The organism is Pseudomonas sp. URMO17WK12:I7 (genome assembly GCF_003269045.1).
Lineage (GTDB): Bacteria > Pseudomonadota > Gammaproteobacteria > Pseudomonadales > Pseudomonadaceae > Aquipseudomonas > Aquipseudomonas putida_J.
Genome location: NZ_QLTL01000018.1, coordinates 100,843 through 113,502, shown reverse-complemented (window position 1 = coordinate 113,502; position 12,660 = coordinate 100,843). Strand labels below are relative to the sequence as shown.

General features: G+C 65.6%; 9 protein-coding genes. 4 read left to right on the top strand and 5 right to left on the bottom strand.

Features of this window, described 5'->3' with window-relative positions; translation table 11 throughout:
- Positions 1–45: 45 nt before the first annotated feature.
- From alkB to H040_RS22735, 5 genes are all read right to left on the bottom strand, one after another.
- Positions 46–690 (bottom strand): DNA oxidative demethylase AlkB, encoded by a 645-nt coding sequence (gene alkB / locus H040_RS22755; RefSeq protein ID WP_027916699.1) that lies wholly within the window; start codon positions 688–690, stop codon positions 46–48.
- Positions 691–949: 259 nt separating this feature from the next.
- The gene (locus tag H040_RS22750; protein WP_027916698.1) at positions 950–2,395 is read right to left on the bottom strand and encodes a curlin; all 1,446 of its coding nucleotides are present in this window, start codon (positions 2,393–2,395) and stop codon (positions 950–952) included.
- Between the two features lie 16 nt (positions 2,396–2,411).
- A complete protein-coding gene (locus H040_RS22745) occupies positions 2,412–2,882 on the bottom strand; it encodes a curlin (protein WP_027916697.1) in 471 nt (156 codons plus the stop codon).
- A gap of 15 nt (positions 2,883–2,897) precedes the next feature.
- A complete protein-coding gene (locus H040_RS22740; protein WP_027916696.1) occupies positions 2,898–5,132 on the bottom strand; it encodes an Ig-like domain-containing protein in 2,235 nt (744 codons plus the stop codon).
- Between the two features lie 32 nt (positions 5,133–5,164).
- On the bottom strand, positions 5,165–6,493 hold the full coding sequence (locus tag H040_RS22735; protein ID WP_027916695.1) for a hypothetical protein: 1,329 nt from the start codon (positions 6,491–6,493) through the stop codon (positions 5,165–5,167).
- Positions 6,494–7,037: 544 nt separating this feature from the next.
- On the opposite strand from H040_RS22735, the gene H040_RS22730 reads away from it, so the two are divergent.
- From H040_RS22730 to qhpG, 4 genes are read left to right on the top strand one after another with little or no spacing between them, the layout of a single operon-like run.
- A complete protein-coding gene (locus tag H040_RS22730; protein ID WP_027916694.1) occupies positions 7,038–8,951 on the top strand; it encodes a sigma-54-dependent Fis family transcriptional regulator in 1,914 nt (637 codons plus the stop codon).
- A gap of 1 nt (position 8,952) precedes the next feature.
- Positions 8,953–10,686 (top strand): ABC transporter ATP-binding protein, encoded by a 1,734-nt coding sequence (locus tag H040_RS22725; protein WP_027916693.1) that lies wholly within the window; start codon positions 8,953–8,955, stop codon positions 10,684–10,686.
- Positions 10,676–11,347, top strand: coding sequence for a subtilisin-like serine protease QhpE (gene qhpE / locus H040_RS22720; protein ID WP_027916692.1), 672 nt, complete (start codon positions 10,676–10,678; stop codon positions 11,345–11,347). The genes H040_RS22725 and qhpE overlap by 11 nt, the downstream gene beginning before the upstream one ends.
- Positions 11,340–12,632: a flavin-dependent monooxygenase QhpG gene (gene qhpG / locus H040_RS22715; RefSeq protein ID WP_027916691.1), complete on the top strand. Its 1,293-nt coding sequence runs from the start codon at positions 11,340–11,342 to the stop codon at positions 12,630–12,632. The genes qhpE and qhpG overlap by 8 nt, the downstream gene beginning before the upstream one ends.
- The last annotated feature ends 28 nt before the right edge of the window (positions 12,633–12,660 follow it).

Here is a 12,660-nt window from a genome sequence, read left to right as displayed (position 1 = left end):
CGCTCGATCTCACGGACCCTGCAAATCCATCGTCGAACCCTTGAATCACCCGGCCTTGCGCAAGGTCAGGTTGATCCGCCGCTCGCCCATGCGTGGATGCACACCCGGCTTGATCGGCAACACCCCATGAAAGCGCAGCCTGTCTTCACCACCCCACACCAGCACATCCCCATGGCTCAACGGAACCCGCTGAGTCCGGTCCGACCGCTGCAACCCGCCCAGCAGGAACACCGCTGGCAACCCCAGTGAAACCGACACGATCGGCTGGCTGAAGTCCTGCTCGTCGCGGTCCTGGTGCAGGCTCAGGCGGGTGCCGGGCAGGTAATGGTTGACCAGGCAGGCATCGGGCACGAAACCCTCGAAACCGGCCGTCGCCGCTGCGCGGCCCGCCAGCGCGAGCAGCACCTGGGGCAGGGCTGGCCAGGGTTGGCCGCTGACTGGGTCGGTGGCGCTGTAGCGATAGCCCTTGGCATCACTGACCCAACCCAGCGACCCGCAGTTGGTCAACGCCACCGCCATGTTCAGGCCACCCGGTGTCTGCATGTGCCTGAATGGCGCTGCGCGCAGCACCGGGCGCAGCGCGTCGAGCAGTGGCTCGATGCCGGCCAGGGCGAAGCCGGGCAGCAGCACGGTGTGGCTGGCCAAGCGTTGCGGCTGGGGGCCGAACAGGTCGAGGTCGGACTGGATCATGGGGCTGCGGCGTGGGTGAGTTCCAGGCATTGTAAGCCCAACGCGGTCCTTGTAGGAGCGGCCTTGTGTCGCGCAGGGGGGAGAAGCGCCCCCAGGATTTCAGCTTCGCCGCAGATATCGCCGGGGCTGCTTTGCAGCCCTTTCGCGACACAAGGCCGCTCCTACAAGGACCGCGTCATCACTCATGTGCAAAGCAGGGAGATAAAAAGGAACCGCGACGCCAGGGAGAGGAGACGCCGCGGTTCAAGGGGGGAGCCGATTAGCGTTGGGTAGCGGTAGCCGTGTTGCCGTTGCCCATCTGGCTGATGGTGGCGCTCTGGTAGGCGCCGCTTTGGTTGACGATGGCTGCGTTGTTGTTGCCGCCCTGGGTCACGTAGGCGACGTTGGCGCTGTCAGCCTGCTTGATCGTCGCGCTGTTGCCACTGCCGTACAGCTGGGTGGTGTAGCTCTGGTTGGCGTAGCCGGACTGGTCCAGGTTGATGCTGTTACCACTGCCGGTGGACGAGCCGTAGGCGTAGTTGTCGGTGCCGCGCTGGTCGGCGATGAGGCTGTTGTCGCTCCCGTTCTGCTCGAAGTACAGCTCGTTGTAGCTGTCGGCCTGCTTGGTCTGCATGGTGTTGCCGGTACCTTTCTGGTTCAGCGTGGCCAGTTGGTACTCGCCGTTCTGGGTCAGGTTGGCGCTGTTGTTGGTGCCGTTCTGGTTGATGTTGGCGGTCTGGTTCTTGCCGAACTGGCCACCCAGCTTGTCGCCTTTCCAGTTGCTGGCCAGGACCTTGTTACCGGTGCCCTTGCTGTTGATGGTCAGGCTCTGGTTATCGCCGGTCTGGTAACTGAAGTTGCTGTTGTTCTTGCCACTTTGCGAGACGGTGGTGTTCGAGTTGTTGGTTTCGAACTGATCCGACCAGCTGGCGTTGGACTGACCTGTCTGATACAGGTTGGCGACGTTGTCCTTGCCGAAGCTCTGGTCGATGTAGCCTTCGTTGGTCTGGCCGGTCTGGTTGACGGTGGCGCGTGCGTCGGTCTGGGTGTCCTGCCAGACTTCCACCGAGTGGCCGGTGCCGTACTGGTCAATGGTCAGCGTGCCGCCGATGCCGTCGCGCTGGTCACCGTAGGCGAAGTTCTGCTTGCCTTGCTGGTAGATCTGCACGTAGCCGTCGTTTTGCAGTATGTGTTCGGAGGCGGCGTAGTTGTCCTGGCCATCCTGGGTGATGTTGGCGCGGTTGTTACTGCCGCCGAACAGTTGCTCGACGAAGGCTTCGTTGCGCTGGCCGCTCTGGGTGGTGGTGGCCTGGCTGTTGGTCTGGGTGTCCTGCCACACGGTCGAGCGGTTTTCGCTGCCTTGCTGGTTCTGCAGCGACTGGTTGCTCTCGCCCACCGACTGGCTGGCGAAGGCATCGTTATAGGAACCGGATGCCTGCTGGGTGATCTGGCTGCCATTTTCGAACAGCTGCTCGCCGTAGCCTGCGTTGTACGAGCCACTGGCGCTCTGGGTGATGGTGCTGGTGCTGTTTTCCTGCACCGCCAGGTGGTTGTGGCCCTTGCCGGTCTGGGTCTGGGTGGCCGCAGCGAACGGCGCAACCGTCTGCTGTACCTCGGCGATGTTCTGGTTACCGGTCTGCGACTGGTTCGAGGTACTGTCGTCAGCCATGACCTGGCCGGCCAAGGCCAGGACGATAGCGGCGCTTAGGGGAGCGAGCTTGAACATGGTGGTGCCTCCAGGTCTATCGGTATTGGGTGATCTGAACACGCTGGCCATTGCCGGCTTGGGTCACTGAGCTGCTCAGGCCTGCGCCTGCCTGCTCGATAGTTGCGCTGTTGTTGTTGCCGATCTGCTCGATGCTGGCGCTGTTGCTGGTGCCGCTCTGGCGGATCGCAGCGCTGTTGCCATATCCCTGTTGGCTGATGCTGGCCATCAGGTCACTTCCTTCCTGCAGGATGTACGCCTCCTGCGCACCCCCGGCCTGGACGATGCGGCCCAGCAAGGCCTGGCCGTTCTGGTCGAGGGCGGCGCGGTTGCCGTTACCTTGCTGCTCGATCACCGCCGCCTGACCGGCACCGGCCGGCAGCAGGCGGATGATCACCGGTTCACCGAGGTCGCTGCCGGGCGCTAGGTCGGCGTTGTCCATCAGGTCATCGGCCCCGGCCTGGCCCGCCAGGGCCAGGCTCAGCAGCAGTGGATACAGGCGCTTCATGGCGGTCTCCTGGCCTTACTGCACAGTTACGTTGACGGTACGGGTACTGCCTTGGCTGCTGGTCACGGTGGCGGTCGGTGCGGCCGTCGGGACGACCGTGGTGCTGTTGCTCACCGTCAGGCGCCAACGGCCAGTCACCGGTACCGTTGTGGTGCCGAGGGTCTGCACGCCGGTGGTGGTGGTGACCCGCACGGTGATGGTGTTGCCGGTGGTCACCGACGAGGTGCCGCTGACATCCCAGTTGTAACGGTTGTTCGAGCGGGCCAGAACGGTGGCGGCGGTGACGGCGAAAGTCTCGCCGGCTGCCGGTCGTGGCTGCACGTTGACCGTGACGGTGGCCGGTGCGGATACCGCGCCCAGGGCGTCACGCGCCTGGTAGGTGAAGGTGGTGGTGAAGGCCGTGGTGACGGTGGCCGGTGGGGTGTAGCTGACGGTGGTGCCGTCGCTGGTCACCGTGCCGCGGCCGGCTGCCGGCTGGGTGAGGTTGACCACGGTCAGCGGCACGTTGCCTTCCGGATCGGTGTCGTTGGCCAGCACGTTGATGGTCAGCGGGGCGGCCAGGGTGGTCGCAGTGTCCGCGTTGGCGGTTGGTGCCTGGTTGGGCGCGACGTTGACGGTCACGGTGGCTGGCTGCGATTTCAGCCCCTTGGCGTCCATCGCCCGGTAGGTGAAGGTAGCCACCACGGGTTGCGTGGCGCCGGGCGGCGGGGTGTAGGTCACCGCAGTGCTGCCGTTGAGTACCACGCTGCCCTGGCCGGTAGCCGGTTGGGTTACGTCGGTGATGCTCAGTGGCAGGTTGCCGTCCGGGTCACTGTCGTTGAGCAGCAGGTTCATCGTCAACGGCACGCCGACGCTGGTGCTGCCGACATCGGCCTGGGCGACCGGTGGCTGGTTGCCAGCCTCGACCGGCGCGGTGCCGACCACGACCACCGGCTCCACATCCATGCCGCCATGGCTCGACTTGAGGGTGACGGTCGCAGGTGGCTGGCTCACATCATTGATGGTGAGTGTCTGCAGGGTGCCGGACTTGGACAGGCGACCGTAGCCCTGGGCGACCATGTCCGGGATCACCACTTCATCGCTGGAGCGCGCTTCGATGGTCAGCCGCTTGTTGCTCCACTCGTAACGCGCGGTGCTGACGTTGACCACGTCGGACAACTTGCTGGAAATGGCGGTCGGCTGGGTATTGATATCGCTGCTGCTGGCTGTCACCACCACGACTGGCGGTGGCGCCACCTGGCTCAGTTGCTGGCTGAAGAACAGCCCGCTGTTGTCGGTGAGCATGCTGAACTGGCACGCCGATGGCGGCGTGCCGACCAGTGCCAGGCCATTACGGAAGCAGACGCTGGCGCCTGTCGGAGCCTTGGCAAACACTTCCACCCGGGTACCGCTGCCATTGCGCGAGTAAGTGGCCCGCTCAAGCGTCGCCGGCAACTGCGGACGCTGGTCGAGCACCTTGCCGGAAACGGTGAACAGGTTGGTCTCGATGCGCCCGGGCGGGCCGTCGATGCGAATGAAGTTGGTGCCGAACGGGCTGCCCTTGATCGCTTCCGGCCGGTTGGGGTCGCCGATGAAGGTGTCAGTGGTGCCGGTGTCCGGGTTCACTGCAGTATAGGGTGCCCCCAAGCCCTGGATGAACGGGCCAATGGCACCGTTGAGCGCCCCGGTGAAGTTGCCTGGCGCACCGATACCGACGTCACGGGTAATGTTGATCGCCCGGCGCCCGGGGGTGGTGACGTTGACCGTCTCCACGCCGTAGGGGTGGGTGATGGTGTAGGTACCGGCACGGGGGACCGAGACGCGGATACGGATGCGCGCAAAGCTCTGCTGGTCACCATCGACCGGGTTTTCCGCGGCAAAGGCCGCCTCCACGCCGGCGACATAGGCGTCGAGCTCATAACCGCTGTTGCCCACGGCCGGAATACTGGTTTCTGCCAGGAACCAGAACATCTCCGGCGGCCAGTTGTCGGGGAACACCAGTGGCAGGGTATCGTCGAAGATGCCCGGTTCCGGCAGCAGCGTGCACATGTAGGCCGGTGCCCCCGGTGCGCCGGCTACCAGGGTACTGACGGCGCGTGAGCGGCACAGTTCCAGTGACAGGCCGTCGCTGTCCTTGTACCACAGTGGGTAGCCGCCGGTGGCGAAGGTGTAGGGCCCAGGGTCGACATCGGACAGCGCAGCCCAGGCCGCACTGCTGATAGTGAGGGAGAAACCGGCGGCCAACAGCGCACGGCGTTGCCAAGTGTTCATGCTGCCTCCTTGAAGGCCAAGCCTTTGTCTGTTCATGGCACCAGCACCACGTCTTCGATGTCGGTGCCGCCGTTGGCGCTGGTGACCTGCACCTTGGCCGGCGGAATGGGCGACAAGTTGGCGGTCAGGCTTTTCTGCGCGCCGTTGCCAATGAAGTTGCCGATGAAGGTGCCGTTGCCGGTGCGGGCAGTCATTGCCGGCGGGCTGGTTTCGTCGCTACTGGTGGCGATCAATGTCAGGGTGGCGTTGGCCAGGCTGTATTCGGCCTTGGTGATGGTCACCAGGTCGGTGAGCGGCAGGTCGGCGGTGGTCACACTGCTGGTGGGGATCGCCACGCTGTTGTCAGCGCTGATCAGCATGCTGGTCGGCAGCGCCGGGTTGAGTGCCGACTGGGCATACCAGGTGCCGGTGCCGTTGGCTTCGGTCAGTGGCAGGTTGGGCGTCTGGCTGGTCAGGGTGGCGCTGCCAGGCGGTGGTGGGGCTAGCACGAACACGTCCTGCTGGGCGCGCAGGTCACCGTTTTCGGTGTGCCGCGAATACGTGCTGCGCAGCGGGATCAACGGGGTTGGCCGGACCACTTCGGAGAGCTTGCCGGAAATGGCGAACAGGTCGGTGCGCAAGTCGATGCCGCCAGGGCCTTCGATGCGTACGAAGTTGGTGTTGAACGGGCTGCCGGTGACACGTTCGTTGAGGTTGGGGTCGCCGATGAATTTCTCGCTGCCTTCGGTGTAGGGGCCGTTGACGCTGCGCAGGAACGGCCCGACATCGCCCTTCAATGCGCCAGTAAAGGTGCCGGCAGAGCCGATACCGATGTCGCGGGTCATGTTGATCGCGCGGCGCCCGGCGGCGGGTACATCGAACACTTCGACGCCATAGGGGTGGGTGACCACGTAGGTGCCGGCGGCGGGAACATCGACCCGGATCCGCACGCGGGCGAAACTGATCTGGTCGTTTTCTGCCGGGTCACCGCCGCCGAATGCCGCTTCGATGGCGCTGCCGTAGCTCAGGGTGACCCCGCGGGCGGCGTCTGTGATGGCCGCGTCGGCGGTGAACCAGAAGGCTTCATCCGGCCAGTTGGTCGGGAAGACCAAAGGCTGGGTGTCGTCGAAGATGCCTGGGGCCGGCAGCAGGGTGCACATGTACGACGGTGCACCGGGGGCGCCGGCAACCCGCGAGCTCACTGCCTTGGACAGGCACAGGTCGAGGGTGCGGCCGTGGGTGTCTTGGTACCAGGCGGCGTAGTGGCCGTTTTCAGGTGTGTAGGGCCCAGTGTCGACGGCATACAGCGCTGCCTGCGCCGGGAGCTGGAACAGGCCGGCGACGATCGCCACTGCCAGCGGGTTGGGTATCGGTCGGAGCATGAGTCAGTTCCTCCTGCTAACGGGCCCATGACTTGGGGCGTCTGGGAGGACTACGGCAACAGCCATGCCAAGATTTTCACATTGGGCTGCAGGCCTTGTGTGGCTTGGGCTTCAGGTGTGGGGCTGATGGTCTTTGCAGGTTTTCTGGTGGGCGGTGTTCCCCAGCATTGGGGTTAGCGGTGGGGTTGGGAGTACATGCCTTGAGAGAGATGCCGCTTGGGAGATCGAGCGCCGCCCGCGCGGCGCATCGCGGATAAATCCGCTCCTACATCTGTTGCAACGTGCCGAACCTGTTACGCCATGGTTGCCCGCCCTGGCGCACGACTTGAGCCGTGCAAACCGGCCGACAACCATGGCGTGTCAGGCATGGCCACGTTGCAACAGATGTGGGAGCGGATTTATCCGCGATGCGCCGCGCGGGCGGCGCTCGATCTCACAGGCCCCCCCTCAAGGCATGCACCTCGACGCCCACAAAAATCTCCCGCACACTGCGAAAAAAAACCAAGCCCGTTGCCCTGACAAGGGGGCCACAGCTGGAGCAAACATGGCGCGACAATTCCCCATAACAAACGCCCAAGACCCGCTGCACGAATCCCGCCAGGCTCGCCTGCGCCTGGCCAGCGAAGGCGAGCTGCCGCTGGGCATGCTGCGCGATGAAATCGATGCTTCCTGGCGCCGCAGCCTTGGTCATGGCCTGGACTGCCTGCAAGGCGAACAGGTCGGCCTGGGGCTGCAGCAAGGCCACGACCTGCGCGCGCTGCTGGAACGCAACCGGCTGTTGGTGGACGCCGTCACCCCTGAACTGGACTACCTGGTCTCGCGCCAGGGCAAGGGCGGCATCATCATCCTCGGCGATGCCCAGGCCAACGTGCTGGCCATCGAAGGCCAGACCCACGTGCTGGAACGCGAAGGCCTGCGCGACCTGCACCCTGGCAGCTGCTGGAGCGAATCGCTGCGTGGCACCAATGCCATCGGCACCGCCGTGGTGGAAGGCCGGCCGACACTGATCAACTGCGGCGAGCATTACCTGGACCGGCTCAGCCCGTTCTCCTGCACCTCTGTCCCGTTGCGCGATCCGCGTGGCGAAGTGATCGGCGTACTCGATATCACCCGCGAAGGGGTCATGGCCCAGCCACAGGACAGCCTGAGCATGCTGATGATGGCGGCTGGCAATATCGAGAGCAGGATGTTCGGCCTGTGCCACCCCCAACAGCTGGTGCTGGCCTTCCACAGCCGCCCGCAATACCTCAACAGCGCCTGGCACGGCTTGCTGGCGCTGAGCCTGGACGGCGAGGTGCTGGCCGCCAACGACAATGCCTGCCAATTGCTGCAGGTGCCGCGCCAGGGCTTGATCGGGCGGCGCAGCAGCGACCTGCTGGGCGAACGTTCACCGGCCTTCATCGCCCGCCTGTGGCAGGGCGGGGTGAGCAATGTGCAAACGGCCAAGGGCGAGTTTTTCTTCCGTGCGTTGCAGCTGCCGCGTCACAGCCCGCTCAACGGCAGCGCGGCGCCTGCCAAACCGGCGCCGGCCAACAAATCGCCTGCGCTGGATGCCCTGGCCGGCGGTGATGCACGGCTGGCGCGTAACCTGCGCATGGCCCGCCAAGGCCTGGGCAACGGCCTGCCAGTGTTGCTAATGGGCGAGACCGGCACCGGCAAGGAAGTGGTGGCGCGTGCCCTGCACCAGGCCAGCCCGCGGGCGGACAAGCCGTTTGTTGCGGTCAACTGCGCCGCCATTCCCGAAGGCCTGATCGAATCCGAACTGTTCGGCTATCGCGAAGGCGCCTTCACCGGCTCACGCCGTGGCGGCATGGTCGGGCGGCTGATGCAGGCCCATGGCGGCACGCTGTTCCTCGACGAAATCGGTGACATGCCGCTGGCCCTGCAGGCGCGGCTGCTGCGCGTGCTGCAGGAGCGCCGGGTCGCGCCGCTGGGCGCGGGCGACGAGCAGGATATCGACGTGGCACTGATCTGCGCCACCCACCGCGACCTCAAGCGCCTGGTGCAGGAACAGCACTTTCGCGAAGACTTGTACTACCGGGTCAATGGCGTATCCCTGCGCCTGCCGGCCTTGCGCGAACGCGATGACCTGGCGTGCATTATCGAGGCCGTGCTGGACAAGGCCGGCGCCAGCGGTGTGACCCTCGACCCGGCCTTGGCAGCATTGCTCGAAGGTTTCGACTGGCCGGGCAACATCCGCCAGCTGGAAATGGTCGTGCGTACCGCCCTGGCCATGCGCGAGGACGGCGAGCAGGTGCTGACCCTCGAGCACCTGACCGACTGCCTGCTGGACGAACTGGCCAGTGGCGCGGCGCCATCCGGTAGCCTGAAGGATAACGAGCTGGAGCTGATCCGTGCCGCCCTGGCGCGGCACCAGGGCAATGTCTCGGCGGCTGCCGAAGCCCTGGGTATCAGCCGGGCGACGCTGTACCGCAAGCTCAAACCGTTGCGTGGCTGACATGGGTAACCTGTTCGCCAGGCTGGTGGAGTCCAGCAACCCGCTCCTCATGCGCCAGGCCCTGGCTTGGCTGTACGGTTTCGTCCGCCCCCATCGACGGGCTATCGGCGTGCTGTTGGGCTTGTCCTTCGGCGCATCGCTGCTGGCCTTGGTACAACCCTGGCTGGTCAAGACGCTGATCGACGAAGGCCTGTTGGCCAAGGACTACCAGACCCTCTGGCACATGGCCGCGATCATGATTGGCGCCGGCCTGCTGGGCACGGTGCTGGCGGGCGTCAACCGCTACCTGCACACACGTTTGTCGGGGCGTATTCTGTTCGCCCTGCGCGATGACCTGTACCGCCACTTGCAGCAGCTGTCGCCGACCTTCTACGGGCGCCGGCGTACCGGTGACATTCTCTCGCGGCTCGACGGTGATGTTGCCGAGATCCAGCGTTTTGCCGTGGATTCGCTGTTCTCGGCGGTATCGGCGGTGATTGGCCTGGTGGGCGCGGTGGCGCTGATGTTGATGCTGTCCTGGCAACTGTCGTTGCTGCTGGCGCTGTTGATCCCGATCGAAGTGCTGTGGCTGCGCTGGATGCGGCGCAAGGTTGAGCGCGAGGTGCGCAACCTGCGCGAGCGCTCGGCGGACGTGTCGTCGTTTCTGGTCGAGACATTGCCGGCGATGAAGTTCATTCAGGCTGCCGGCCAGCAAAATCGCGAGGCCGGGCGCCTGGACCAGTTGGGGCAGGGCTACATGCGCCAGCTGCTCAAGGTGCAGGTCACCGAGTTCTTCACCCAGGCGATCCCTGGCACCTTGACCTCCTGGTGCCGCGCCTGCGCGTTCCTGGTCGGTGGCTGGTGGGTGATCCAGGGCACCTGGCAGCTCGGCGCACTGATTGCGTTTTCCACCTACATGGGCATGGCGGTCGGCCCGGTGCAGAGCCTGTTAGGCCTGTACGTGGCGGTGCAGCGCATGGCGGTGAGCCTGGGCCGGGTAATGGAGCTGAAGCAGGAGGCCGTGGCAGTGCGCGAAGCAGAAACGCCCAGGCCCATGCCCCACGGGCCGGGCGAGCTGCGCCTGGAAGGCGTGTGCTTTGCCCATGACGGGCGCCAGGGTGCGGTGCTGGCCCAGGTCGATGCCTGCATCGCCGCAGGCCTGAAAGTCGCCATCAGCGGTGCCTCCGGTGTCGGCAAATCGACCCTGATCGACCTGCTGCAGCGTTTCTATGACCCGGATGCCGGGCGCATCCTGCTCGACGGCGCCGACCTGCGCGAACTCGATCTGGCCGCCGTGCGCCAGCGCATCGCCGTGGTCAGCCAGGACATCGTGCTGTTCCGCGGCACCCTGGCGCAGAACCTGGCCTATGGCGCCCCGCAGGCCAGCCGTGGGGAGCTGGAACGGGTGGTGCAACTGGCCCACCTGGACAGCCTGGTCGAGAGCCTGCCGCTGGGGCTGGACGGGTTGCTCGGTGAGCGTGGCCAGCAGCTCTCCGGTGGGCAGAAGCAACGTATCGCCATCGCTCGGGCGGTGCTCCAGGCCCCTTCGATCCTGGTGCTCGACGAAGCCACCTCGGCGGTGGACGAAGCCACCGAACGCGAAGTGATTGCCGCCATCGACCAACTGTTCGCCGGGCGCACGCGCATCTTGATCAGCCACCGCGCCTCGACGCTGGCCGATGCCGACCTGCATCTGCATCTGCAAGGTGGGCAATTGCGCGTATTGCCCCAGGAGGCGATCAAGCATGGCCGCTGAGTTCAGGGTCGGTGTGATCGACAGTGGTTGTGCGCCCTCGCAGGCATTGGTCATGGCGCGACGCTTCTGGCTGGAAGAGGGCGTGCTGTGCGAGGGCGAATTGCAACCAGACCGGCTTGGTCATGGCAGCGCCGTGGTCACCAGGCTGCAAGCTGAAGCCGGCGAGCTGCCGCTGTTGCTGGCCCAGGTGTTTACCGAGCAAGGCAGTACCAGCGCCTTGCAGGTTGCCGCCGGGTTGTTCTGGTTGGCGGAGCAGGGCGTTACGTTGATCAACCTCAGCCTTGGCCTGCAGCAGGATCGGCCGGTGCTGCGCCAGGCGTGCGCCGAGGTGCAGGCAGCCGGGGTGCTGCTTTGTGCGTCCAGCCCGGCGCAGGGTAATGCGGTGTATCCGGCCTGCTACCCGGGCGTCATCCGTATTACCGGTGATGCCCGTTGCACGCCGGGGCAGTGGTCTTGGCTGGGTACTGCCCAGGCCGATTTCGGTGGTTACGTGGGCGAGCGCGGCATGGCGGGGGCAAGCCTGGGTTGTGCCGCTGTCGCTGGGCGGATTGCGGCGCTGTTGCAGCGTCAGCCTGGCATGGACCGCCAGCAGGTGCATGCCTGGCTGCAGGCGCATGCCACGTTCAGCGGGCCAGAGCGTCGAGGTGCGGCAGATGCCTGAACCGCGCATTCTGGTGTTGGGCGCCGGGCCTGCCGGCGCCGCTACCGCGCTGGGCCTGCGCCGGCTGGGTTACCCGGTGACGGTGGTCTCCGACTGGCGGCGTTTTGCCGCCGTGGAAGGGGTTTCGCAGCGGGTACTGGAAGGGCTGCGCCATGCCGGGCTGGGCGGCGCCCTGGCCGAGGCGGCGGTGCCAGCGACACGGCAGGTGCGCTGGAGTGGCCAGCACCTGCAACTCAATCAGGAATACCTGCTTGACCGCCAGCGCTTTGATCGTGCGTTGCGTAATGACTTGCTGCGTGCAGGTGTGACACTGGTACAAGGGCGTGTGCGTGACGTTGTGCGCGCCGAGGGCTATCAGGTGCGGCTGGATGATGGGCAGCTGCTTCAGGGCGACTTCCTGGTCGAGGCACGTGGCCGACAGGCACCGTTGGCGGCGGACCGTTTGCGCGGGCCGGAAACGGTGAGCCTGCTCAACCTCTGGCAATCAGCACCTGGCAAGCCGGCGTCGGCGGTGGAAAGCCTGGACGATGGCTGGGCCTGGATGGCCCGCTTGGCCGACGGGCGCTGCTATTGGCAGGTGACCCTGGACGCCGAGGGGCTACCGGGCAAGGCGGCGCTGCCCGAATTTTGCGCCGCACGCCGTCGTGCGTCGGCGCTGGTGGCCGAGCTGTTCGATGGGCATGCGCTGGAGCCTGCACAGGTGCATGCGCGCAGCAGCACGGCCATTCTCGCTGGCGACTGTGTCGGGGACGACTGGTTGCGGGTGGGCGATGCGGCGATGGCGGTGGACCCATTGTCGGGGAACGGGATTTTCCAGTCGCTGTCGTCTGCGCTGCAGGCGCCAGTGGTGATCAATACCTTGCTGCGCCGGCCAGAGCGCGCGGGTTTGGCCAAGCAGTTCCATCAGCAGCGGATCAAGCAGCTGTTCCTGCGGTTTGCCCGTATCGGGCGGGATTTTTACGGGCAGGAGCTTGAACGTGCCGGGCAGCCATTCTGGAGGCGCCGTCAGGTATGGCCGGATGCGCAGCCGTTGCACCTGGCGGCGGACTGGGCGGCGGTGCGGGTGGCGCGGCGGCCTGTATTGCGCGATGGATTCGTGGACGAGGCCGAGGTGGTGGTGACGGCGGATCAGCCATTGGGGGTTTGGCATGTGCAGGGGATCGAGCTGGCGCCGGTGGTGTGCAGTTTGCTGGCAGGTGAATTGCTTGATGAAGTCTTAAATGGAAAATCCAGGGAACAACAGATGATGCTGCGGCGGTGGCTCGGCGAGCAGGGTTACATCTGAGATCTTGGGGCCGCTTCGCAGCCCCAGA